We start from the raw sequence: 22,853 nt of genomic DNA, 5'->3' as shown, positions 1-22,853 counted from the left end.
GCGCGGTTTAGACGCAAAGATCGGAATGTGTTATCCTCGGCCCGAGGGACCGCGTTCAGGCGGCCTTTTTGATTATATGCTTGCAACGCAAGACCCTCAGAAATGAGAGGTTATTATGCACAAGTTCTTAACAGCGACCGCAATCACAGCCCTGACCATCGGCCTGTCCAGCACCTTTGCTATGGCCGAAAGTTATGACGCCGCCGGTAAGGGGTCGGGCGTAAGCTCGAACCAGGTCTTTGGCATCTCGGACGGGCATGCGGTGATCAAATCTCAGACCGAATATGACAGTTTCGAGGTCTCCGCCGGTCACCCGTTGGAAGGGGCGACGGGGTCGTGTTTTGGTTCGATGCTGGTCAAGGGGGCCGAGGTGTCGGGCGCGGGCAATTGCGTCTTTGATACAACCTCCGGCGACAAGGCAGTGATGAGCTGGACCGCCACGGGGATTGGTGCGGACGGCGCATTGACCGGCGACTGGTCGGTGTCCGGCGGCACGGGCGGTTGGGCCAGCGCCACGGGGGGCGGCACGTTCTCGTCCTTCACTGATCCGGATACGCAGAAATTCGTCAACACGATTTCGGGTAGCCTGGAGCTGAACTGAATTTCTATTTTTAACAGTGGCTTAGAAAAAGGGCGCTCGGGCCAGAGCGCCCTTTGCTTTGAGCGGCAGGTAAGCGCCACCTAAACCCTTCATGAAGTTTCCCTAAGGTTAGTTGCATCCGACCCTCTCCCCTCCAATCTGTTCAGCAGGCCAGTAACGGCCCAAACCTCAGGGAGGAGAGCCAATGACCAGATATATGACTGCCGGAGCAGCCGCTTTGGCCACGACACTCACCCTCGGAACGGCTGCGATGGCCGATACCACGCCCGATCTGCGCGGCACATGGGTGGGGACCTATACGACTGTTCAGCCGACACATGCCCAGAGCGGTAGTGAGCCCCGGTTCAATCAGGCCGAGTGGATGCTGGATGTGCAGGTGCAGGAAGACAACGTCTTTTGGGGGCCAAGCCTCTGGCGCCGGGACGGTGACACCGCATGGAACGAAAATGAGGCCACCGGGACGATTAGCCTAGATGGGTCCGGCAAGATCGGGATTGTCGAGACCTCGCCAATGGTGATTGGTGCAAACGCGCTGATCGACGCCCGGTATGAAGACGGAAAGATATTTGCGGATTTCCGTAGCCTGCGAAACGGAACGACCTACAGCACCGTTCTGGAGCGTCAGGTGAACTGAAGCGTTTCTGGCCCGATTGGGCTGTAGGGGGTACTGGCTGCGATTGCTCGTGGCACGTAGTAGGTATTGCCGGTCGGGCCGGACGCTTCTCAGTTTACGGAACCAGTGTCTCCACAGGGAGGAGGCAGGGCGGGCGGCACCCTTAGCGCTTGCGGGGGTACCGGCCGCCCTCGGTTTTCTGTTTGGTCTGCCTGACTCCCAAGCGGTTTCCGCGAATCCTGGTCAGTACGATTCGCAGCCCTGCGCGTCTGAAAGTTGTAGAAATCTTGATCCGTGCGCCTGAAAAGACGTTTGCACCCGCAGAAATGATGAAAAATCGACCGGGCGCCCACTGTTTGAACTTTTCCTTCATCAAACCTGCACAGGATCGCGGTTTCTGGAGTTGTCCACAAAACAGTCCCAGCGGATATCAACACTTTATCCACGGCTAATTTCCATGCTGCAGTGCTATTTTCTTGTCGGACTCTGACCCGGATGCAAAAGTCAAATCACCGCAGAGGTTCTTAGGAACCGCGGCGGGACGCAAAGGCCAAGGGGGTCTGTGTGGAAGTGGCGGGTCTTAGGATTTGCGTCTGTTCACAAAGGCTTACCGGTGGATGATTGATTGACTTGGACGCAGGTCCCGGCCGCTTGATCACCCTCACAGAAGGTCAGTGCGTGCTGCAAGGCGTCCGCAGACGCTGCGCGGCGGTTTCGGCCCTGATCCGGGCCGGGACAACTGGATCGGAGCGTCCCTCGGGCGTGTCGACCCGGCAAGGCGTCAGGAGTGTCCGCAAGGGCATGTGCAAAGACCGCGTCTGCGCACCTGACGCCTTTTCCTTTTGCCGGACTCTGGATTCATACAGGCTGCCACTCCACCCCCTCTAGAACGGGATCGGGGTTCTTGTGCGTGCACAAGAACCCCGAGGTCGCGTCAGAAATGCAATGCCGCGTCTATGCACCTGTATTAGTACATTACCGCGACCGGAGGTGTGGATCAACCATATGTTGGGCTTGGTTGGGCCCGTCCCGCAATATGATGGTCAGGATCAGATTGCCTGCTGAACATCGCTGGCAGTGTTGGAAATAGCATCACCCGCTTTTTCAATGTCTCGACCAACACCTTTCGCCGTTTCGCAGGCTGTAAGTGACAACAGGGTCAATCCAATCAGAATTGTACGGATCATTGCGTTCTCCATTGGTGTTCTTTCGGTTGTGCCTAACAGTTTTTTTAATCTGTAGCCAGCGTTTTGCTCTCGCCTTAATCCTTGCGGATTATTGGCCCCAAAAGGGCTGTTGAGACAAAGATCAAAGCGGCCGCGCAGACTATGCTTGGACCCGCAGGAGTGTCCGCCAGATATGCGCCTCCTAACCCGACCAATGCCGCCAGAGAGCCAATGCCTGCGGCGAAAAAAGCCATTGTTTCCGGTGTTTTGACAAGCGACCGAGCCCCCGCAGCCGGAATGACCAGCAGCGCGGCGATCAATAGGATACCGACAACTTTGATAGCCACCGCAACGGCCAGTGCCATTGCCAGCGTTAGCCACAATTCCTCGCGCTTGGGATCAATGCCCGAGGCATATGCCAGGTCCGGGTTTAGAGTGGCCACCAGCAGGGCGGACCACCGCTGGATCATGACGGCCAGAATGGCGGCGCCTCCGATCCAGATTGTTGCCAGATCGCCTTTGGTCACCGCCAGAATGTCGCCAAACAGAAACGCGCTGAGGTCAAGGCGCACATCGGCAAGCAACGACACCGTAACCAAGCCTGCGGCCAGTGCCGTGTGCGCAATCACGCCCAGCAATGTGTCCATCGCAAATCCCTTGCCCCTCAGCAGGGTTACGGCCAGCCCCATGGCCAGAGCCGCGGCGATAATTGCCGGCAGCAAGGGCAGGGAAAAGGCCAGCGCCAAGGCAACTCCAAGGATCGAGGCGTGCGCGGTGGCTTCACCGAGATACGCCATGCGCCGCCAGACCACGAAACACCCAAGCGGGGCGGCAGCTATTGCAACGCCGACACCCGCGAGGGCCGCACGTACCATGAAGTCGTCTAGCATCAGTGGCCCTTGTCCTGCGAGTGATTGTGATCGTGGTCGTGGGAATGACTGTGCTGATGTTGATACAGCGCCATAGTGCCCTTGGTGCCGCTGCCAAATAGGGCGCGGTATTCCGGAGCGTCCGCAACGGTTCTCGGGGATCCTTCACAGCATATGTGCCCATTCAGGCAAAGAACCCGGTCGGATGCCGCCATAACGACGTGAAGGTCGTGGCTGACCATGACGATGGCGCAGCCAATGTCATGTCTAACCTGCTCAATTCTTTGGTAAAACGCCGCAGCGCCTGGTTGGTCAAGCCCCTGCGTGGCTTCGTCCAGAAGCAGCAGTTGCGGGTTTTCCAACAGAGCACGCGCCAGCAGAACTCGTTGAAATTGACCGCCGGACAGCTTTGTCATCTGCCTGTTCCGAAGGTCGGGAACACCGGCCAGTTCAAGCGCGTTTATCGCCTTTTTGGCAGAAACCCGTCTTGGGAGGCCCAGGAAGCGTTGAACGGTCATTGGCAAGGCCGCGTCCAAGGCCAATTTCTGCGGGACATACCCTATGCGAAGGCCCGGTCTGCGAACCACTGCTCCTTCTGCTGGTGGAATGGCACCGATCATCGCGCGCAACAGAGTAGACTTTCCTGACCCGTTCGGACCTACGATCGTCACAATCTCTGGCGCGGAAACCGAGGCATTTACGTGCTCGAGTATCGTCCTGCCGTCAACACGGATGGTCATATCTTGAAGTGTTATCAAAGGGTCGGTCACGCTTTCATCCCGATACATTCGGGGCAAAGCCCCTCTGCCTCGACAACAACTCGTTCGATCAGGAAGCCTGATGTGTTTGCGGCGGCTCCCAAACGCCCCTGAGTCAGTTCAGTTTCAGTTTCTGCGACCGCTTTGCAAGACCGGCAAATGAGAAAGGCGGGAACGTGGTCATGGGTCGGGTGTGCGCAGGCTGCGTAGGCATTTAGCTGTTCTATGCGGTGCACAAAGCCGTGCTGAACCAGAAAATCCAGCGCACGGTAGGCGACAGGCGGCTGCGATCCCATCCCTTCGGCCGCCAGAATTCCGAGGATGTCATAAGCGCCCATGGCTTTATGCTTTTCCAGAAGGATCTCTAATACACGGCGCCTGACCGGGGTGAACTGCAGCCTCTGCGCTTTGCATTTTGCTTCGGCCTGCGCCAAGGCGGTATGAACGCAGTGGGCGTGATCATGTTGTCTGAATCCGACGGTGCTCATTAGCTGCTCCGCATTTTTTAGACTTGATATGTTATAACGTGGGACATATCAAGTCATTGAGAAATGTAATAACATATCATTTTGGAGCGAATATGCTACGATCAACCCTAAGCGTCCTTGGTGCGGCTTTGGCTAGCCAGGTTGCCGCTGAACCCCCGAAAGTTGCCGTCGATATCGCGCCGGTTCATTCCCTCGTGGCACGTGTCATGGACGGAGTGGGTGAACCCGCGTTGATTATTCCGCCGGGCGCTTCACCGCACGACCACGCGATGCGACCGTCTGAGGCGCGGGCGCTTCAATCGGCGGACATTGTGATCTGGGTTGGGGATGAATTGACGCCGTGGATGGAAAAGCCACTTGGCACGCTTTCCACAGAAGCGCAGCATATCGCCTTGCTGGAGTTAGACGGCACTGTTCTGTATGACTTCAGGGATGTGGTCGCTGGTGACCATGGTGAAGCTCATGATGACCACGACGATCACGCGGACCATGACGACCACGACGATCATGCGGACCACGAAGGTCATGACGACGACCACGCTGGTCACGACGATCATGCAGACCACGAAAGTCATGATGACCATGACGACCACGCTGCTCATGAAGGAGATCATCACGGGCACGATCACGATGGGGTAGACCCGCATGCGTGGCTTGATCCCGAGAACGCTCGAGTTTGGGTTCAGGTGATTGCTGAAACCTTGGCATCTTCCGACCCTGACAATGCGCAGTTGTACCGGGAAAATGCGGCGGCGGCTGATGCCGAGTTGATCAACCTACGCGAACGGATCGAAACAGATTTGGCTGAAATGCAGAGCCGTCGCTTCATTACCTTTCACGATGCCTATCAATATTTCGAGAAGCGGTTTGGTTTGGAGACGTCCGGCTCAGTCAGCCTTGGGGATGCAAGCGATCCCGGTCCCGCGCGGCTGGCGGCATTGCAGGACAAGGTCGCCAAAGATGGGATAAATTGCGCCTTCGTTGAACCTCAGTTCGATACGCGGCTGGTGGAAACCGCGATCGAAGGGACGGACGTGACAATCTTTGAGCTGGACCCGATCGGAGTATCTATCGAGCCCGGTGCAAAACACTATGCCGATTTGCTGCGTGGGATGGCCAGCGGATACATGGGATGCGCCAACGGGTCGTAATGTCCGAGAGCCTTGGCAGTGTCAGGCCGCCTCCTCGGTGCAGAAAAGTTCGTGAACGACTTCGAGCATACGACGGGGGCGGTCATCGGCCAGCCGATAGAAGATCGCCTTGCCTTCCCGACGAGGCGATACCAGGCCTTCGAGCCGCAATCGCGACAGTTGCTGCGATACAGCGGCCTGTCGTGCGGAAAGCAGTTCCTCCAACTCGGTCACGGATTTCTCGCCAGATACAAGGTGGCACAGGATCATAAGACGACCTTCATGGCTGATGGCCTTCAGGAAATTCGACGCACGCGTGGCGCTTCCGGCAATAAGTTCAATGTTGTCGGAAAACGATTCCTGTGAAATCTGAGGCAGTGCCATTTGTGTATTCCTTGTTGGTCCGGTCATGGACGAGAGTCTGCTGTGTCTTCGATGATCGCCTGCGCGCGCCGCCCACTTATATATTTTGGCAACGCATTTCCATATGCATGAATCAAAATGACGTGATGAGAAAAAGTCCGCCTGCCAACTTTAACAGCCGCTTGCTTTGTTTCGCGTCACGATGTGTTTGCACGAAACGACCATGGGGCGTTGACGCAGACGAAAACACGCTGTCTTGGTCAGAAGTAATCGGCCCCCCTTGCAGCCCTTGGGTGGCGACACTAAGACTCAGGTAACGTTTCTTCGGGTAATGTCCCGATCCATAGCAAAGCAGGCAGGTTCCTAATGTTCGATCCCGTTGATACCTATATGAATACACTCGTCCCGATGGTTGTTGAGCAGACCAGCCGTGGGGAACGCGCGTACGACATTTTCTCGCGCCTATTGAAAGAGCGGATCATTTTCATCAACGGTCCGATCCATGATGGAATGAGCCATCTGGTCGTTGCGCAGTTGCTGCATCTTGAGGCTGAGAACCCGAACAAGGAAATCTCGATCTACATCAACTCTCCGGGTGGTGTGGTCACTAGCGGATTGTCGATCTACGACACAATGCAGTACATCAAGCCGAAATGTTCAACGCTGGTGATCGGTCAGGCGGCCTCGATGGGGTCGGTTTTGTTGGCCGGTGGCGAGAAGGGAATGCGCTTTTCGCTGCCAAACAGCCGGATCATGGTCCACCAGCCTAGCGGCGGCTATCAGGGCCAGGCGAGCGACATCATGATTCACGCGGCCGAGACGCAGAAACTGAAAGATCGCCTTTATGATATATACGTGCGCCACACCGGGCAGACCAAAAAGGCTGTTGAAAAAGCGCTGGATCGGGACAACTTCATGAGCCCGGAAGAAGCGAAAGACTGGGGTCACATCGACGAAATCGTCGAAAACCGCGCCAAAATGGATGGCGATGAGGCTTGAAGATAAGTCCCCGCGTCAACGGCGTGGGGGCCATTTTTGAGATTGTAGCCGCCTTTGTGGTGGCCTAAGCTGCATCAACACGCGGTACACACGCTCAGGCGGGGGCCGCAGGGACGAAGTCCGAAAGGTAGAACATGGCGACGAATTCAGGCGGTGACGGCAAGAACACGCTCTACTGCAGCTTCTGCGGCAAGAGCCAGCATGAGGTGCGCAAGCTGATTGCCGGACCCACAGTTTTCATCTGTGATGAATGCGTCGAACTGTGCATGGATATCATCCGCGAGGAAACCAAGGCCAGCGGCCTGAAATCCTCCGATGGGGTGCCGACACCCAAGGATATTTGCGAGGTTCTGGACGACTATGTGATCGGTCAGGCCACGGCCAAGCGGGTTCTGTCTGTGGCGGTTCACAACCACTACAAGCGTCTGAACCATGCGCAGAAAGCGGGCAGCGATATTGAGCTGGCCAAGTCCAACATTCTGCTGATCGGTCCCACCGGCTGCGGGAAGACGCTGCTGGCGCAAACGCTGGCGCGGATCCTGGATGTGCCGTTCACTATGGCGGATGCAACCACGCTGACCGAAGCCGGCTACGTGGGTGAGGACGTCGAGAACATCATCCTCAAGCTGCTGCAAGCGTCTGAGTATAATGTGGAACGTGCACAGCGCGGCATCGTCTATATCGACGAGGTCGACAAGATCACGCGCAAGTCCGAGAACCCCTCGATCACGCGCGACGTATCGGGTGAAGGTGTACAGCAGGCGTTGCTGAAACTGATGGAAGGCACCGTGGCCAGCGTGCCGCCGCAAGGTGGGCGTAAGCATCCTCAGCAGGAATTCCTGCAGGTGGACACCACGAATATCCTGTTCATCTGCGGCGGTGCGTTTGCCGGTCTGGACAGGATCATCGCTCAGCGCGGCAAGGGCTCGGCGATGGGCTTTGGTGCAGACGTGCGCGACAATGATGAGCGTGGCGTCGGGGAAATCTTCAAAGACCTTGAGCCCGAAGACCTGCTGAAGTTCGGTCTGATCCCGGAATTCGTCGGTCGTCTGCCGGTTCTGGCAACGCTGGAAGACTTGGACGAGGACGCGCTGGTGACCATCCTGACCAAGCCGAAGAACGCTCTGGTCAAGCAATACCAGCGTCTGTTTGAGCTTGAAGACGCTGAACTTGCCTTCACGGATGACGCGCTGAAAGCGATCGCGAAGAAAGCGATTGAACGGAAAACCGGTGCACGTGGTCTGCGGTCGATCCTGGAAGATATCCTATTGGATACGATGTTCGAGCTTCCAGGTCTTAAAAACGTGACCGAGGTCGTTGTGAACGAGGAAGCGGTGTCTTCCGACTCGCAGCCGCTGATCATTTACGCGGATGCAGCCGAGTCTGCCTCGGCCGGATAATTCCAAAGATTTCAGGCACATTCGGCGCGGTTCACCCGCGCCGTTTTCTTATGAGGGCGGTATGGCAATCAAACGGATTTCGTCGGGCGGAGAATTTGAGGCCAAGGTCGGCTATTGCCGCGCTGTTGTGGCAGGCGGATGGGTTCATGTCTCTGGCACGGTCGGACAGGGTGACGGTGTTGTTGAACAGTGCCGATCTGCACTTGAGGTGATTGAAAAGGCGTTGAGAGAAGTCGGCGCCAGCTTTGCGGATGTGGTGCGCGTGACATACATGCTGCCTGACAAAAGCGAATTTGAATCCTGCTGGCCGATCCTCCGTGAAACGTTTGGGGAAAACCCTCCGGCGACAACGATGATCGAATGTGCATTGATCGATCCGAAGTTCCGGATCGAAATCGAAGTGACCGCATATCTGCCGGAATAGCGGCTGAGGCCCGTGTGGCACTGGACCTTGGCGAGCCTTTGGTCCATATCTGCAGGAACAGAAATGCCGGAGTCAGACGATGGGAATCCTGAACAGTCTTTTGCGGGCCGTAACCTGGTGGAACGGGGCCACTCTGAATACGCAGATTTACACTGCGCGTAAGGGAGTGAAGGTTGGCGAAGATAACGAAGGCAATGTTTTCTATCGCAATTCCGACGACAGCAAACGCTGGGTTATTTTCAATGGTGAGGCCGAGGCCAGTCGGATTGACCCTGACTGGCATGGATGGTTGCACCGGACCTGGGATGAGCCTCCAACGGACAAGCCGTTGCAGCATAAGTCCTGGGAAAAACCGCATCAGGAAAATTTGACAGGTACAGCCCTGGCCTATGCGCCTGCGGGTTCGTTGCGCCGACCTGACCCGGTCGAGCGTTCGGACTATGAGGCATGGACCCCAGAATAAGCGAGGCGAGCAATGTCGAGCTATAATGTAACCGAAGTCCTGGTGGGCGGGGCCGTTCTTGCCTGTGCCGTGGCTTTTGGCGTTTATGCCAGCCAGTCAACCGGCCTGTCGCAAAGCGGGCCGGGGTACGAATTGGGTGCATCCTTCCGATCGCTTGAGGGTGTCGGTGTCGGCACGGATGTTCGACTTGCCGGCGTTAAGATCGGGACCGTGACAGGTGTTGAACTGAACCCCGATACTTATCGCGCGGACACAACTTTTTCGATCTCTGACGGGATACTGGTGCCGGATGACAGCGCGATCGTCATCTCGTCCGAAGGTTTGCTGGGTGGAAACTTTGTCGAGGTAATGCCCGGTGGATCGCCTTTTTTCTTTGAACCCGGTGATCAGGTCGAGGATACGCAGGGTGCGGTCAGCCTGATTTCGCTTCTGGTCAAATTCGTGGCCGGGGATGGCAGCGAATGAAGCGCTTATTTTTGATTGCAGCGCTGCTTGTGTCCACGGGCGCAGCAGCCCAGCAAAAGGTCCAATCTGGTCCGGGCGCGATGCTGCGTGGTTTGGATAAGGTGAGCGGACAGACCGTTGATGTCGAGATGCAGAGCGGTCAGACCGAAGCGATATTCGGCTTGGATGTTGCGTTGGGCGATTGCCGCTATCCGGCAGAAAACCCGACCGGGGATGCTTTCGCCTATCTCACGATTTGGGAAAAGGGCAAGACAGATCAACTATTTGACGGATGGATGATCGCCACTTCCCCGGCGCTGAATGCGTTGGATCATTCACGTTACGATGTCTGGGTGATCCGCTGTATAACGCCGTCCGGCGACTGATCCAGCTCTGCGGTGAAGTCTGCGCTGGCGTTGATCGCCTCCTCCAAGGCCTGTCTGTATTCAGTGCGCGGAACTTCAATCGCGCCCAGTGAAGCCAAGTGCGCAGTTAGAAATTGGGTGTCGAACAACAAAAAACCGGTGCGCCTTAGCCGATCGACCAGATAGGCCAGCGCAATCTTCGAGGCATCCGTTCGCCGCGAAAACATGCTTTCACCGAAGAACGCAGCCCCCAGGGAAACTCCGTAGACGCCGCCGATAAGCGCGGGGCCGTCCCAGACTTCTAATGAGTGCGCATGGCCGGATTGGTGCAGGCGTTGATACAGATCCCGCAGCTCTGCATTGATCCAGGTGTCGGCGCGGTCGGCACAGCCGTCGACAACACCAGCGAAGTTCTGATTGATCGTAACTGAGAAACCGCATTTGCGAATTCGCCGCGCAAGGCTGCGCGATATGTGGAACCCGTTCAGAGGGATCACGCCCCGAAACTTTGGGTCGACCCAGAACAAGTCCGGGTCGTCGCGGTGTTCGGCCATCGGGAAAATGCCGATGGAATAACCATGTAGCAGGAGTTCGGGAGAAAGGCTCATACAGACAGTCCGACGTTCGAGGGGCAAAAGCCCCTCGAAGTGGTTGTGTTACTCGGCCATATTCTCCGCAAGCCAATGCTCCAGCCAGTGAATGTTGTAGTCGCCGCTGTGGATGTCGGCTTCTTGCAGCAGAGCATGGAATAGCGGCACAGTCGTGTCGATTCCGTCCACGATCAGTTCACCCAAGGCGCGTTCCAGACGCGCCAGCGCCTCGGCCCGGTCGCGGCCCTGCACGATCAGCTTGGCGATCAGCGAGTCGTAGTAGGGCGGGATCGAGTACCCGTCGTAAAGCGCTGAATCCATCCGCACACCCAGACCGCCGGGCGCGTGATAGGCGCTGATCTTGCCGGGGCAGGGTGAGAAGTTGGGCAGCTTTTCCGCGTTGATCCGAACCTCGATGGCGTGACCGTTGATTTCCAGATCGTCCTGACCGAAGGACATGTCTTCGCCTGTGGCCACGCGGATTTGTTCGCGCACCAGATCGACGCCGAAAATACCTTCGGTTACAGGGTGTTCCACCTGCAGGCGGGTGTTCATTTCGATGAAATAGAACTCGCCGTTTTCATACAGGAACTCGATGGTACCTGCGCCGATATAGTTGATCTTGGCGACAGCGTCGGCGCAGATTTTACCAATCTTGGCGCGTTCTTCGGGGGTGATGCTGGGGCCGGGAGCCTCTTCAAACACTTTCTGGTGGCGGCGCTGTAGCGAGCAGTCACGTTCGCCCAGGTGAACCGCTTTGCCCTTGCCGTCGCCAAAGACCTGAATCTCGATATGGCGCGGCGTGGTGAGGTATTTCTCGATATAGACCTCGTCATTGCCAAAGGCGGCCTTGCCTTCGGCCCGCGCGGTCATGAAGGCGCTTTCCATCTCCTCGGCGGTTTGCGCGACTTTCATGCCGCGTCCGCCGCCACCGGCGGTGGCCTTGATGATGACGGGATAGCCGAATTCCTCACCAATGCGCTTTGCGTCTTCCAGAGTGGGAACGCCACCGTCCGAGCCGGGAACGCACGGCACGCCCAACGCCTTCATCGTGTCCTTGGCGGTGATCTTGTCACCCATCACACGGATATGTTCGGCGGTAGGGCCGATGAAAGTGATGTCGTGGTCTTCGACGATCTGCACGAATTCAGCGTTCTCGGACAGGAAGCCATAGCCGGGGTGGATCGCCTGCGCGCCTGTAATTTCACAGGCCGAGATGATCGCGGGCACAGACAGATAGCTTTGCGGGCTGGGCGGAGGGCCGATGCAGACCGACTCGTCCGCCATGCGCACATGCATTGCGTCGCTGTCGGCGGTGGAATGGACGGCGACCGTCTTTATCCCCATCTCGCGCGCAGCGCGGATGACGCGCAGGGCGATCTCGCCTCGGTTGGCAATCAGGATCTTGTCGAACATGGGCCCGCCTTACTCAACGATGACCAGAGGTGTGCCGAATTCGACGGCATCACCGTCGCCCACGAGAATGCGCTTGATGGTGCCCGACTTGGGCGCGTGGATGTGGTTCATGGTTTTCATGGCTTCGACGATCAGCAGCGTGTCGCCTTCGGACACGGATGCGCCGACCGAGATGAATGCGGGCGCGCCGGGTTCGGGCTGCATGTAAACGGTGCCGACCATGGGCGAGGTTACCGCACCCGGATGGCTGGCTGGGTCTTCAGCAGCGGCCGGTGCTTCGGCAGCAGCAGCCGGGGCCGGAGCAGCAGCAGGTGCAGCGGGGGCCGCAGTCGGAACTGCCACCTGAACCGGAGCTACGGCAGCGGTTTGCGACAAGCGACTGACGCGTACATTCAGGCTGTCTTCCTCGCCATATACGCGTTTGACCTGCAGTTCGGTCAGGTCATTCTCGCGCAGCAATTCGGCCAATGCCTTGATGAATGCCACATCCGCTTCGTGTTTGGTTTCAGTCATGAGTGTCCTCGACGGTTCCCCTATGGCCCGTCTGTGTCTTGCGGGCTTTGGTCTGATTACGCAGCGTTATAAGCCATGCGCTCGGTCATGAAAAGCGCAGTCTCGGCCTGTCAGATGGGGGTTTTAACGAAGATTGCGAGGGGCGAAAGGGGTCAGAGAGGCATTCCGGAAAGTTTCGCGACGAGTTCAGGCAGTTTACGCGCCCCGAATTTCTCGAGAAGGCGCGCGCGGTATGCTTCGATGGTGCGATAGCTCAAGCCAAGTTCGACGCCGATTTCCTTGGCAGACAGGCCGCGGCAGGACAAAATGGCGACTTCGCGTTCCCGCGTGGTCAATTCGACCAATGGGCGTTCTTCCGAGATGTCGGAAAAGCTCCAGATGCCGTGGCGGAAGGGATCGTCCGGGGTCAGTGAACGACCGCGCGCGCGGCACCAGAACAAGTCACCATTTCGCCGCCGCATGACGCGTTCGTCCGTGTAATATCCGGTATCGCGCATGACCTGAAGGCTGCGAGCGCCAATGCGTTCCCAATCCGCGACCGAGGGATAAAGATGCAGCAGTGGCATGTTGCGATAATCGGCTTCGTCCCCGCCGAAGGTGCGAGCAAACTGCAGATTGCAGCGACGGATGATACGGTTTTCCAACTCGACCAATCCGATAGGAGCATATTCAAAGGCAGCATCACTCATCCTGGTATCGTGCCGGGAATTGGTTGGAATTAGAAGGGGTAGCACGCAGATTGTGGTGCTGACGGGCGTCAGGACGCTCCTCATGATTGTGCAAATACTTTGTCAAAGGTGTAAATTGGGTTTGAAAATTCAGGTCTAAAAGATAGAAAACAATATAGAGTTCAGAAAAATCTGAAGGCTCTTGAAGATGAGTTCCGCTTGGGGAGGAGCGAGAACATGCGCGACACGCTGACAGGCAGCCGTATCCGAGAGAGGCGACAAATCGCGGGTCTGCGTCAGGCAGAGCTGGCGCGTCAGGTCGGGATCTCGGCCTCGTATTTGAACCTGATCGAGCACAATCGCCGCAGGATTGGCGGCAAGCTGCTGGTTGATATTGCCTCGGCTCTGGCTGTTGAACCTTCTCTGCTGACGCAGGGGCTGGAGGCGACGCTTATTTCCGCGCTGCGCGAGGCGGCAGCGGATGCGGTGGGGCAACAGGCCGAAGTCGACAGTCTGGAGGAGTTCGCGGGGCGCTTTCCGGGGTGGGCTGCTGTGCTGGCACAGATGCACAGGCGCGTTGTCTCGCTTGAGCGGACGGTCGAAACCCTGTCCGACCGCTTGACCCATGATCCACATCTGGCCGCTTCGATGCACGAGGTTCTGTCCACCGCGGCTGCGATTCGTTCGACCGCAGCGATTCTGGCCGAGACGCAGGAAATCGAACCGGAATGGCAGGACCGCTTTCATCGAAACCTGCACCAAGATGCCGAACGCCTTGCCGACAGTTCCAAGTCTTTGGTTGCCTATCTCGACGATTCTGACAGTGCCGACGACCGCCGGGGCGTTCCTCTTGAGGATGTTGAGGCATTTTTTGAACAGCACGGGCACCACTTTCCCGAGGTTGAGGCCGGAGGAGAGATCGCAGCAATAGACCTGAGCGAGATGGATTCTGTGGCTGCGAAAACTGTGACTCGTGGCTTTTTGGACATTTATGCGGCTGACGCGAAGGCCATGCCATTGGAAGCAGTAGTAGATGCTCTGGCTGGTGCCGAGCCTGACCCAATCAGGCTGGCAGCACAGTTTTCAGTGAACATTGCGACGGTTCTGCGGCGCTTGGCGGCTTTGCCCGACGGGGTGCTGTCACGTCCGACCGGGTTGGTTGTTTGTGACGCGTCTGGAAGTATCTTGTTTACAAAGTCGGTGCCGGGATTTGCGATGCCGCGCTTTGGTGAAGCGTGTCCTTTGTGGCCTTTGTTTCAGGCGTTGAACCGACCTTTGGTGCCGATCCGCAAGCGTATCGTGCAGCTAGGCCGTTCTGCCGCCGAGTTTGATTGCTTTGCCTATGCTTGGCCGCAGACGATCTCTGCGTATGACGACGCGCCTGTCTACCGCTCGGTCATGCTGGTCCGTTCCGTCGAAGAAGGCGGGCAGGGCGGTCAACCAGTTGCCAAGGTCGGACCAAGTTGCAGGGTATGTCCGAACGCTGACTGCGAGTCGCGCCGAGAGCCGTCGATTCTGAGCGAAGGCTTTTGACACTTTCCTGACAGACGGCGTAAGCTGGCACAGACAGGACTGCGGATGGGTATCCTGTCACGGGGAGGAATGAAACATATGAGCCGTAAGGTTCTACTGATTGAGGATGAGCCGAACATCGCCGAGGCCATTCGGTTTCTGCTGACGCGTGAGGGTTGGCAGGTCGAAACGCACGCCGAAGGATCGGACGCTGTCGAGGTCATTCAGGGCGCAAATCCTGATCTTGTTATTTTGGATGTCATGCTGCCGGGCAAAAGCGGCATGGATATTCTGCGCGATCTGCGCGAGTTGGAGGACCTTCGGGGTCTGCCGGTCTTGATGCTGACCGCACGCGGCCAGCTTCGGGATCGCGAAATGGCCGAAAGTGCGGGCGTCAGCCGCTTTATGACCAAGCCGTTTTCCAATGCCGAGGTCCTGACCGCCGTGCGCGATCTGCACGCACAGGCCACACAATCATGAGCAATGGCGAAGATCGGCAGCCTCAGGGTGTTCGGCCTTCGCTGTTTCTGGAACGCCAAAGCTATCGCCGCCGTCGGTTGACGGATGCGGCTAGGTTGTTGCCGATTCTCGGGGCTGCGCTGATCGCAATTCCGTTGCTTTGGCCCGAACCGGGGGAAACCGGGACGGTCACTTTGTCGTCGGCCATCCTATATATCTTTACCTGCTGGGGGCTGTTGATACTGATTAGCCTGATCTTTGGCTTCGCCGCCCGTCGCACGGCGGCGCGGGATGACACCGACCCGGACGCGGACCGATGGCAACGCTGAACCTTCTGATCCTTGTCTGTCTGGGCTATGTGGTTCTTTTGTTTGGTGTGGCCTTTGCTGCTGACCGAATGGCAGCCGCTGGGCGTGGCGCGTGGCTGCGATCTCCGCTGATCTATACGCTGTCGCTGTCGATCTACTGCACGGCATGGACATTCTACGGCGCGGTTGGAAATGCTGCCCGGTCAGGGCTGGAGTTCGTGACGATTTATCTGGGTCCCACGCTGGTCATGATCAGTTGGTGGTGGGGGCTCAGGAAACTGGTCAGGGTCGGGCGCAGCCAACGGGTGACCTCGATCGCTGACCTGATCTCGTCCCGGTATGGCAAGTCGAATACGCTGGCGATCTGCGTGACCATTCTGGCGGTGCTTGGCGGTACGCCGTATATCGCCCTGCAACTGCAATCCATTACCTTGTCGTTCTCGATTTTTGCCGAGGCCGACCCGTCCGGCCTTTACCGCGAAGGGTCGAGCGTGTTTTGGGTGGCCGCTGGACTAGCGGTTTTCGCCATCCTGTTCGGGACACGAAACCTGGACGCGAACGAGCGTCACCACGGGGTTGTGACCGCTATCGCATTGGAATCCGTGGTCAAACTGTTCGCTTTGCTGGCAGTCGGCATCTTTGTTGTCTGGGGGGTCGCAGGCGGCGTTGGGCCGATGATGGATCGCATAGACGCCTCGGAGATTGGTCAATGGAACGTGGACGCGGGACGCTGGACGACGTTCATCTTCTTGTCGGCTGCGGCCTTTGTCTGCCTGCCGCGCATGTTTCAGGTCATGGTGGTTGAAAACGCAGATGAAGGACACCTGAGAACCGCGGCGTGGGCGTTTCCGTTGTACCTGCTGTTGATGAGCCTGTTTGTGGTGCCGATCGCCGTGGTGGGGCTGGACCTGTTGCCGGAAGGATCAAACCCGGACTTGTTCGTCCTGACTGTCCCCTTGTCACAGGGCAATGACTGGCTGGCCATGCTGTCCTTCATTGGCGGTTTCTCGTCGGCCACGTCGATGGTGATCGTCACGGCGATGGCCTTGTCGACCATGGTCTCGAACCATCTGGTGATGCCGATCTGGTTAAGCACTCAGGAGGGGTCGGGGTCCGTATCCGGCGACGTTCGGCACGTTGTATTGGTCGCGCGCCGTGTCTCAATCGCCGCTATCATGGCGCTGGGTTTTTTCTATTATCGGTTGTCCGGTGGCGGCGCGGCGCTTGCCTCAATCGGACTTGTGGCCTTTGCTGGTATCTCTCAGATTCTGCCCGCTCTGGTCGGAGGTTTGTTCTGGCGTGGGGCAACGCGGACGGGCGCGCTGGTCGGGCTGACCGTGGGGTTCTTTCTGTGGATTTACACGCTGCTTCTGCCCGGAATGGGTGGGGCGCTGATGTCCGACTCGGTTCTGCAGAACGGTCCGTTCGGGATCGGCTGGCTGCGGCCGCAGGCGTTGTTCGGGATCGAAGGTATGGATCCGATGGTCCATACGGTCATGTGGTCGCTGTCCCTGAATACCGTCGCTTTCTGCGTGGCGTCGCTGCTGAGCTTTCCCAGCCCGCTGGAACGCTTGCAGGGCGCACAGTTCGTCAACGTCTTTGACCACTCTGTCGCACCGCGCGGTTGGACCGGCTCAGTTGCGCAGAGCGAGGATCTGATGATCATGACCCAGCGAATACTGGGGGCTGGTCCCGCGCAGGAGTTCTTTCAGGCCGAAGCCGAACAACAAGGCGGACGGTCCAGCCTGCCCGAACCAACGCCTGCCTTTCTGGAGCGTCTGGAGCGTGAACTGAGCGGCTCGGTCGGGGCGGCGACGGCGCATGCCATGATCGGCCAGATTGTCGGCGGGTCTTCGGTGTCGGTCGAGGATTTGTTGGCGGTGGCCGACGAATCCGCTCAGCTGCTTGAGTATTCCAGCCAGCTAGAGGTGAAATCCGCAGAGCTCAGTCGCACTGCACTGCAATTGCGAGAGGCAAATACCAAACTAACGCAGATTTCTGAGCAGAAAGACAGCTTCCTCAGCCAAGTCAGCCACGAACTGCGGACGCCCATGACCTCGATCCGCGCCTTTTCCGAGATCATGCGAGACACCGACGGACTTAGCCCTGAGGAGCAGACACGTTATGCCGCGATCATCCATGATGAGGCTCTGCGGCTGACGCGATTGCTTGACGATTTGCTCGACCTGAGTGTTCTGGAAAGCGGTCAGGTCAACCTGAATATGGGCGGGGATACCCTGCGCTCGGTGTTGGATCGGGCTGTATCCAGCGCCTTGGCCGGTACCAGCAAGTCCCTGACGGTGCGTCGGTCGAAAACCTCGGAACGTATCCCCCTGCACACAGATTTGGATCGTTTAGGGCAGGTGTTCATCAATTTGATATCAAACGCGCAGAAATATTGCGACGCTGACGAACCGGTCCTGACTATTTCGGCGCACGACGTCGGCGGGCAAGTCGTGATTGATTTTGCGGACAACGGAAGCGGCATTCCGCCCGAAGCCCGTTCGATGGTGTTTGAAAAATTCGCCCGAGTAGGGGGCGACAAGGCAGGCGGAGCAGGTCTGGGGTTGGCAATCTGCCGTGAGATCATGCAGCGTCTTGGTGGAGAAATCAGCTATTTGCCCGGGCAGGGGGGCGCAGCCTTCCGTGTCAGAGTGCCGCTTGCTTACAGACAAGCCGCGCAATAGTCCCGACGTAAAGGTATTCGTAACCTGCGTTGGAGTAGACCTGATACCAGACACAGTTTGGATTGACGGTTTCGGGCATGACACAGCCGGTCAGCGCAGCCTTGGCGCGAAAACTAACTGCAGGACAGGAGGGGCGGGGCGATAGACCTCATTCGGTGCTGCGCGCGCTGCGTTTGGCCTTGGCACGCGCCGCTGCTGACAGGCTGCGGCTGCCGCTGGCGGTGATCGCGGCAAAGCAGGTGGCGGGGAGTCCGGATACGCTGGGAGGTCAGGTTGGTGATGACTGGCTGTTGTTGCAATTCACCGATGCCGAAGGCCTGCAAGCTGCTGTATGCATGGATTTGGGGACCGTGTCGGCGATCGTGCAGGTTCAGACGGTTGGCGAAGTGATGCCGTCGCCCCCAGTGGAACGCGCATTTACAGACACGGACGCCGCAATGGTTGCGCCTTGGGTTGAAGAAGTTTTCAGACGCGCGGCAAATCTGGTTGAGGACGCAGGCGATCAGGACAGACTGACCGGATTTCAATACCGTCTAAGACTGGCCGATTTGCGAATGATGTCGCTTGCTTTGGTCGAAGACGCGTATGTCTCATATGACCTGACCGTGGAATTGGGGAATGGCCTGCGGCAAGGGAAAGTTTCTGTCCTTTTGCCAGAGCTTTCAAGCGGTTCAGATGCCGAGGATCACGATGAAGATGCCGCACTTAAACTCGGACAAGGGGCAGGTGTTCTTCGCGCTGAACTGGACACCGTGATATGTCGAATGTCGGTGCCGCTGGCCTCTCTTTCCGCGCTGGCGACCGGGGACATTCTGCCGCTGGCTGGCGCAAGACTTGACCAGGCCGAAGTATTGACGATTGACCGTTCTCGTGCAGCCGTGGGGCGGTTGGGGCAATGTGGCGGGATGCGTGCCGTTCGTCTGAATGAGCAGGTTCCATTGCCTTCGCCCTTGGGTGCGGACGCGCAGGAGTTTCTCGCAGCTCGGGCGCACAACCAGCCGACGTCAGACAACTCAGCGGACGCAGCCGAAATTGTCCTGAACGAAGCCAACGGCCTAGTGGACGACCTGGAGTTAGGCGATTCTGATCAGATTGCCGCGGAAATTTCAAAGCTGGCTGGTCTGAGTGATGACGCAGGACAGCTTGATTGATCCTGCGGTTTTATTCTCCCGAGTTCCGTATCTGATTGAGAGCAGGGCGAAGATTTTCCAGCGCGTAACCAGCCTTGGTGGTTGCATCCAGAATTTCGTCGGTGCTCATCCGATCGCATTGACCCAGCGCCCAGACGACCGAACAGCGTGTGCCAGACGCACAATAGGCTAGAACCGGTCCACTGCAGCTTTCTGCCAGCTCGCGTTGGAGGGCAACGTTTTCAGGCGTCATCGTCTGATGGGTCAGTTCCAGAACTTCATACTCAAGTCCCGCAGCACGGACGGCCTGACCGATCGCGTCTGACTGCATGCCTGTTGGAACTTCGGTATTCGGGCGGTTGCAAATGACCTTGACGAAACCGGCTTCGACAATGGCTGGAATATCGTCGACCGTGATTTGCGGCGAGACGGCGTAGCGGGGGGTAATGGGTCGAATCTCCATGCCAATTGCTTAGGCTGCGTTTGCGGATCTGTCCAGTTGTGCCCCTACAGTTGGCGCAGCGTACATACCTGCGATCATTGCCGCCAGAAACACTAGCCCGCCCAGACCGCCGTATGTCACAGACGCAATTGCAGGCCCCGGACAAAGCCCGGCCAATCCCCAACCTGCGCCAAACATAACCGAACCAAGGATCAGGCGGCGGTCCAGTTCTGGTGGCGACATGGCGGGAAAGTCCCCACCGGTCAAAGGGTGGCGATGTTCCGTCAGACGCCACGCTAGCAACATCGGCAGGATCGCTCCGCCCATTACAAAAGCCAAGGTTGGATCCCAGTTCCCGAACACGTCCAGCCATCCCTGAACCTTGGTCGTGTCGGTCATACCCGAGATCAGAAGACCCGCTCCGAACAGCGACCCTGCGATTAATGAAATCAGCAAACGCATCAAATCACCCCCCACATATGTCGCAGAACCGCGAGGGTGATCGCTCCGGCCAAGATATAGACGACAGTGGCCACAATACCGCGCAAAGAAAACCGCGAGATACCGCAAACCCCGTGGCCCGAAGTGCAGCCATTGGCGATCCTGGTGCCGACGCCGACCAACAATCCAGCCAATATGATCACAGCAAAGTTGCCGGTCAGGTGCGTTTCCGGTGCGGGGGAAAGCAAAGGGCGAAGCAGTAGGGGCATCCCGATAAGGCCCGCTACGAATACCAGTCGCTCGAGCGTGCGGTCGCTGTTGTCAACCAGCCCGCCCAGTATGCCGCTTGCCCCCATAATTCGTCCGTTTCCAAGCAGATAGACGGCGGCACCCAGTCCTATAAGGATGCCTCCGCCCAGTCCCCATATCCATTCTGACTGCATAGTTATTTCCTTGCTTCTGCACCTTGCAGGTCACAGTTTGTTCACCGGGATCTTCAGAAAAACATCCCCTTGTTCGTCCTCTGGCGGCATCTGTCCCGCGCGCATGTTGACCTGCAGGGAGGGCAGGATCAGGCGGGGCATGCCAAGTGTCGCATCCCGAGCATCGCGCATCTCGACGAATTCCTCGACCGATCTGCCCTGTCCTATGTGGACATTGAGCGCCTTTTGCTCTCCGACCGTTGTTTCCCAGGCGTATTCATCCCGGCCCGGAGCCTTGTAGTCGTGGCCCACGAAGATACGGGTTTCATCGGGCAAAGAGAGAATTTTTTGGATTGAGGCATACAGCATTTCCGAGGACCCGCCCGGAAAGTCGCACCTTGCGGTGCCAAAATCTGGCATGAACAAGGTATCGCCGACGAATGCGGCATCACCGATAACATAGGTCAGGCAAGCCGGAGTATGGCCGGGTGTGTGCAGAACATCACCGCGCATTTGGCCCACGTGAAAGCTGTCGCCTTCGCGGAACAACGCATCGAACTGACTGCCGTCACGCTGAAACTCGGTCCCTTCGTTGAAGATTTTGCCGAAGGTTTCCTGAATGGTGACAATCTGGTCCCCAATTCCGATCTTTCCGCCAAGTTCCTGCTGCAGATACGGCGCGGCCGACAGATGATCCGCGTGAACATGGCTTTCCAGAATCCACTCAACTTTCAATCTGTTGTCGCGGACGTACTCAATAATCTTGTCGGCGGAGCCGGTGTTCGTTCGGCCCGACGCGTGGTCGAAATCCAGTACGCTGTCGATGATCGCGCAGGCCGTGCCCTCGGGTTCCTGCACCAGATAGGACACCGTAAACGTGTCTGTATCAAAAAACGCTTTCACCTTGGGTGTCATCTCGCCCTCCGTCATTGCTGCCCAATACGTATATTAATTACGGAATGTATCGGGATCAACTGTCCGTGATTTGATGTTTGTCAAGGCAGGTTAAAGCAGAACGGCCTAGAATTTAACCATTCCGCAGTTCGCTGCCGAAACAGCATTTGGCGCAGGCGGGTTTTCGCGTGTCCCCGGGTTAAGATCAGCAAGTCTTAAAACGGTTACCTATATCAGGGTAATAAGGCACCATTTGGGAGGATGGAAATGTCTACACTGAACTTGTATTCCGAGGCTGAACAGCTTGAGCAGAAGCTGCAAGGGGCTTGCCTTGAAACGCGTTTAGCCCTTCAGCCAAGTGTGACAAAGGTTATTGAGCGAATGCGGCAAGAGGGTGTCCGTGTGCCTTCGCGATTGCGGCGACTGGATGCTGCGCTGTGTGAAGACGCGATGGAGGCTCAGTTCGACAATCTGCCGATTTAACGCGCAAAGCTAGCTGAACGATATTCCCAGAATAACCAGCATCAGTCCAATTACGGACAGAAATAGCGAGGCCAGGTTCCACGGCAGGACACCCTGAACAACAGCGCGCAATTCGTCGTCAGATAGCCCGGATTTGCGCGCTTTCATCACACGCAGAATACACCAGACGAGCCCCAAAAGACCGGCGAGGGACAGGGCTGCTCCGCCCCAGGTGATGATTTCAAACATGGTTCCCCACATTGGCCTGCAAGTTTCTACTGCGCTTATCGGATCACCCCGCGCCACACAAGCCCGGCGCCGGATTGTCCGCTTGCGGCGCGCGCGGCAGCGATGTATCCGGCTTAGTGCCGTTCTGCGGTAACAGACCTCAGCCTCCGGGAGAAAAATAAATGGAAGATATGTCCGAAGATCAAGCCGCCGCCAACTATCGCGTAACCGCGGGAGAGCTGCGTCAGTTTATCGAACGGTTTGAGCGTCTGGACGCCGAGAAAAAAGACATCGCTGAGCAGCAGAAAGAGGTCATGGCGGAAGCCAAGGCGCGCGGCTACGATACCAAGGTCATGCGCAAGGTGATTGCTCTGCGCAAACGTGACAAGGCCGATATCGCCGAAGAAGAGGCGGTGCTGGAAATGTACAAAGAAGCGTTGGGCATGGGCTGACACCGCGCAGCCCAGGGTCCGTTAAGGGCGCCGCTTCGAGTACAGACCAGATATTCCGACCAGTCCGCTCTGAGGCGTGCTGCGGTCAAAGCTGGGTCTTTCCAAACCAAAGGGAATACAGCGAACTGTAACCTGCCCCGGGGCGT

Annotated in this window: 30 protein-coding genes; 16 read left to right on the top strand and 14 right to left on the bottom strand. The window is 57.6% G+C overall.

The window, feature by feature from the left end; genetic code table 11:
* Positions 1 to 115 precede the first annotated feature (115 nt).
* Both ACR0LH_RS04010 and ACR0LH_RS04005 read left to right on the top strand, forming a co-directional pair.
* Complete coding sequence (locus ACR0LH_RS04010) at positions 116 to 601, top strand: hypothetical protein (RefSeq protein WP_480719762.1); 486 nt, start codon at positions 116 to 118, stop codon at positions 599 to 601.
* Positions 602 to 785: 184 nt separating this feature from the next.
* Entirely contained in the window at positions 786 to 1,235 is a 450-nt protein-coding gene (locus ACR0LH_RS04005) for a hypothetical protein (RefSeq protein WP_170414468.1), read from the top strand.
* Positions 1,236 to 2,263: 1,028 nt separating this feature from the next.
* Here ACR0LH_RS04005 and ACR0LH_RS04000 read toward each other — a convergent pair.
* From ACR0LH_RS04000 to ACR0LH_RS03985, 4 genes are all read right to left on the bottom strand, one after another.
* Positions 2,264 to 2,401 carry an entericidin A/B family lipoprotein gene (locus ACR0LH_RS04000; protein ID WP_170386514.1) on the bottom strand — a complete coding sequence of 46 codons (138 nt, stop codon included), beginning with the start codon at positions 2,399 to 2,401 and terminating at the stop codon, positions 2,264 to 2,266.
* Positions 2,402 to 2,475: 74 nt separating this feature from the next.
* Positions 2,476 to 3,270 (bottom strand): metal ABC transporter permease, encoded by a 795-nt coding sequence (locus ACR0LH_RS03995; RefSeq protein WP_170414471.1) that lies wholly within the window; start codon positions 3,268 to 3,270, stop codon positions 2,476 to 2,478.
* Positions 3,270 to 3,989, bottom strand: coding sequence for an ATP-binding cassette domain-containing protein (locus tag ACR0LH_RS03990; protein WP_480719914.1), 720 nt, complete (start codon positions 3,987 to 3,989; stop codon positions 3,270 to 3,272). Before ACR0LH_RS03990 ends, ACR0LH_RS03995 begins: the two co-directional genes overlap by 1 nt.
* A 26-nt stretch (positions 3,990 to 4,015) precedes the next feature.
* Positions 4,016 to 4,495 (bottom strand): transcriptional repressor, encoded by a 480-nt coding sequence (locus ACR0LH_RS03985; protein WP_170386521.1) that lies wholly within the window; start codon positions 4,493 to 4,495, stop codon positions 4,016 to 4,018.
* A gap of 92 nt (positions 4,496 to 4,587) precedes the next feature.
* On the opposite strand from ACR0LH_RS03985, the gene ACR0LH_RS03980 reads away from it, so the two are divergent.
* Positions 4,588 to 5,646, top strand: coding sequence for a zinc ABC transporter substrate-binding protein (locus tag ACR0LH_RS03980; RefSeq protein ID WP_480719761.1), 1,059 nt, complete (start codon positions 4,588 to 4,590; stop codon positions 5,644 to 5,646).
* A gap of 21 nt (positions 5,647 to 5,667) precedes the next feature.
* Here the strand turns inward: ACR0LH_RS03980 and ACR0LH_RS03975 are convergent, their stop codons facing one another.
* Positions 5,668 to 6,009, bottom strand: a complete 342-nt coding sequence (locus tag ACR0LH_RS03975) for an ArsR/SmtB family transcription factor (protein ID WP_480719760.1) — start codon at positions 6,007 to 6,009, stop codon at positions 5,668 to 5,670.
* Between the two features lie 345 nt (positions 6,010 to 6,354).
* Here ACR0LH_RS03975 and ACR0LH_RS03970 point away from each other — a divergent pair, with 345 nt between their 5' ends.
* The 6 genes from ACR0LH_RS03970 (at position 6,355) to ACR0LH_RS03945 (ending at position 10,104) form a co-directional block, all read left to right on the top strand.
* Positions 6,355 to 6,987, top strand: a complete 633-nt coding sequence (locus ACR0LH_RS03970) for an ATP-dependent Clp protease proteolytic subunit (RefSeq protein WP_039970058.1) — start codon at positions 6,355 to 6,357, stop codon at positions 6,985 to 6,987.
* Positions 6,988 to 7,121: 134 nt separating this feature from the next.
* Positions 7,122 to 8,387 (top strand): ATP-dependent Clp protease ATP-binding subunit ClpX, encoded by a 1,266-nt coding sequence (clpX, locus tag ACR0LH_RS03965; RefSeq protein ID WP_170386531.1) that lies wholly within the window; start codon positions 7,122 to 7,124, stop codon positions 8,385 to 8,387.
* A 61-nt stretch (positions 8,388 to 8,448) separates the two neighbouring features.
* On the top strand, positions 8,449 to 8,811 hold the full coding sequence (locus ACR0LH_RS03960; protein WP_480719759.1) for a RidA family protein: 363 nt from the start codon (positions 8,449 to 8,451) through the stop codon (positions 8,809 to 8,811).
* Between the two features lie 79 nt (positions 8,812 to 8,890).
* Positions 8,891 to 9,274, top strand: a complete 384-nt coding sequence (locus ACR0LH_RS03955) for an NADH:ubiquinone oxidoreductase subunit NDUFA12 (protein ID WP_170484655.1) — start codon at positions 8,891 to 8,893, stop codon at positions 9,272 to 9,274.
* A 12-nt stretch (positions 9,275 to 9,286) separates the two neighbouring features.
* The gene (mlaD, locus tag ACR0LH_RS03950) at positions 9,287 to 9,739 is read left to right on the top strand and encodes an outer membrane lipid asymmetry maintenance protein MlaD (RefSeq protein WP_170484657.1); all 453 of its coding nucleotides are present in this window, start codon (positions 9,287 to 9,289) and stop codon (positions 9,737 to 9,739) included.
* Entirely contained in the window at positions 9,736 to 10,104 is a 369-nt protein-coding gene (locus ACR0LH_RS03945) for a DUF2155 domain-containing protein (protein ID WP_170386542.1), read from the top strand. The genes mlaD and ACR0LH_RS03945 overlap by 4 nt, the downstream gene beginning before the upstream one ends.
* Here ACR0LH_RS03945 and aat read toward each other — a convergent pair.
* The 4 genes from aat to ACR0LH_RS03925 all read right to left on the bottom strand — a co-directional run bounded on the left by aat (position 10,059) and on the right by ACR0LH_RS03925 (position 13,291).
* The gene (gene aat, locus ACR0LH_RS03940; protein ID WP_480719758.1) at positions 10,059 to 10,691 is read right to left on the bottom strand and encodes a leucyl/phenylalanyl-tRNA--protein transferase; all 633 of its coding nucleotides are present in this window, start codon (positions 10,689 to 10,691) and stop codon (positions 10,059 to 10,061) included. The two genes, ACR0LH_RS03945 and aat, sit on opposite strands and share 46 nt — an antisense overlap.
* A 48-nt stretch (positions 10,692 to 10,739) precedes the next feature.
* On the bottom strand, positions 10,740 to 12,089 hold the full coding sequence (gene accC / locus ACR0LH_RS03935) for an acetyl-CoA carboxylase biotin carboxylase subunit (RefSeq protein WP_480719757.1): 1,350 nt from the start codon (positions 12,087 to 12,089) through the stop codon (positions 10,740 to 10,742).
* A gap of 9 nt (positions 12,090 to 12,098) precedes the next feature.
* Positions 12,099 to 12,602, bottom strand: coding sequence for an acetyl-CoA carboxylase biotin carboxyl carrier protein (gene accB / locus ACR0LH_RS03930; protein ID WP_480719756.1), 504 nt, complete (start codon positions 12,600 to 12,602; stop codon positions 12,099 to 12,101).
* A gap of 152 nt (positions 12,603 to 12,754) precedes the next feature.
* On the bottom strand, positions 12,755 to 13,291 hold the full coding sequence (locus ACR0LH_RS03925) for a LuxR C-terminal-related transcriptional regulator (RefSeq protein WP_170386554.1): 537 nt from the start codon (positions 13,289 to 13,291) through the stop codon (positions 12,755 to 12,757).
* Between the two features lie 216 nt (positions 13,292 to 13,507).
* Between ACR0LH_RS03925 and ACR0LH_RS03920 the strand changes: the two genes are divergently transcribed.
* The 5 genes from ACR0LH_RS03920 to ACR0LH_RS03900 all read left to right on the top strand — a co-directional run bounded on the left by ACR0LH_RS03920 (position 13,508) and on the right by ACR0LH_RS03900 (position 19,387).
* Positions 13,508 to 14,803 carry a helix-turn-helix domain-containing protein gene (locus ACR0LH_RS03920; protein WP_480719755.1) on the top strand — a complete coding sequence of 432 codons (1,296 nt, stop codon included), beginning with the start codon at positions 13,508 to 13,510 and terminating at the stop codon, positions 14,801 to 14,803.
* Between the two features lie 78 nt (positions 14,804 to 14,881).
* Entirely contained in the window at positions 14,882 to 15,262 is a 381-nt protein-coding gene (locus ACR0LH_RS03915; protein WP_170386560.1) for a response regulator, read from the top strand.
* Positions 15,259 to 15,570 (top strand): hypothetical protein, encoded by a 312-nt coding sequence (locus ACR0LH_RS03910; RefSeq protein ID WP_480719754.1) that lies wholly within the window; start codon positions 15,259 to 15,261, stop codon positions 15,568 to 15,570. Before ACR0LH_RS03915 ends, ACR0LH_RS03910 begins: the two co-directional genes overlap by 4 nt.
* Positions 15,558 to 18,236, top strand: a complete 2,679-nt coding sequence (locus ACR0LH_RS03905; protein WP_480719753.1) for an ATP-binding protein — start codon at positions 15,558 to 15,560, stop codon at positions 18,234 to 18,236. The genes ACR0LH_RS03910 and ACR0LH_RS03905 overlap by 13 nt, the downstream gene beginning before the upstream one ends.
* A gap of 77 nt (positions 18,237 to 18,313) precedes the next feature.
* Complete coding sequence (locus ACR0LH_RS03900; RefSeq protein ID WP_480719752.1) at positions 18,314 to 19,387, top strand: FliM/FliN family flagellar motor C-terminal domain-containing protein; 1,074 nt, start codon at positions 18,314 to 18,316, stop codon at positions 19,385 to 19,387.
* Between the two features lie 10 nt (positions 19,388 to 19,397).
* On the opposite strand, the gene ACR0LH_RS03895 is transcribed toward ACR0LH_RS03900, so the two are convergent.
* From ACR0LH_RS03895 to ACR0LH_RS03880, 4 genes are read right to left on the bottom strand one after another with little or no spacing between them, the layout of a single operon-like run.
* Positions 19,398 to 19,829: a TIGR01244 family sulfur transferase gene (locus tag ACR0LH_RS03895; protein ID WP_170386572.1), complete on the bottom strand. Its 432-nt coding sequence runs from the start codon at positions 19,827 to 19,829 to the stop codon at positions 19,398 to 19,400.
* 9 nt (positions 19,830 to 19,838) lie between these two features.
* On the bottom strand, positions 19,839 to 20,270 hold the full coding sequence (locus tag ACR0LH_RS03890; protein WP_170565429.1) for a DUF6691 family protein: 432 nt from the start codon (positions 20,268 to 20,270) through the stop codon (positions 19,839 to 19,841).
* Positions 20,270 to 20,692, bottom strand: a complete 423-nt coding sequence (locus ACR0LH_RS03885; protein ID WP_170414524.1) for a YeeE/YedE thiosulfate transporter family protein — start codon at positions 20,690 to 20,692, stop codon at positions 20,270 to 20,272. Before ACR0LH_RS03885 ends, ACR0LH_RS03890 begins: the two co-directional genes overlap by 1 nt.
* A 30-nt stretch (positions 20,693 to 20,722) precedes the next feature.
* Positions 20,723 to 21,586, bottom strand: a complete 864-nt coding sequence (locus ACR0LH_RS03880) for an MBL fold metallo-hydrolase (RefSeq protein WP_480719751.1) — start codon at positions 21,584 to 21,586, stop codon at positions 20,723 to 20,725.
* 246 nt (positions 21,587 to 21,832) lie between these two features.
* Here ACR0LH_RS03880 and ACR0LH_RS03875 point away from each other — a divergent pair, with 246 nt between their 5' ends.
* Positions 21,833 to 22,048, top strand: coding sequence for a hypothetical protein (locus ACR0LH_RS03875; RefSeq protein WP_170386586.1), 216 nt, complete (start codon positions 21,833 to 21,835; stop codon positions 22,046 to 22,048).
* 9 nt (positions 22,049 to 22,057) lie between these two features.
* On the opposite strand, the gene ACR0LH_RS03870 is transcribed toward ACR0LH_RS03875, so the two are convergent.
* Positions 22,058 to 22,276: a hypothetical protein gene (locus ACR0LH_RS03870; protein WP_170386591.1), complete on the bottom strand. Its 219-nt coding sequence runs from the start codon at positions 22,274 to 22,276 to the stop codon at positions 22,058 to 22,060.
* Positions 22,277 to 22,437: 161 nt separating this feature from the next.
* Here ACR0LH_RS03870 and ACR0LH_RS03865 point away from each other — a divergent pair, with 161 nt between their 5' ends.
* A complete protein-coding gene (locus ACR0LH_RS03865) occupies positions 22,438 to 22,707 on the top strand; it encodes a DUF2312 domain-containing protein (RefSeq protein WP_480719750.1) in 270 nt (89 codons plus the stop codon).
* Positions 22,708 to 22,853 lie beyond the last annotated feature (146 nt).

It is taken from the genome of Ruegeria sp. CL6, assembly GCF_056536465.1.
The sequence above is the reverse complement of the archived record's forward strand: the minus strand, read 5'-3'. Positions and strand labels throughout refer to the sequence as shown.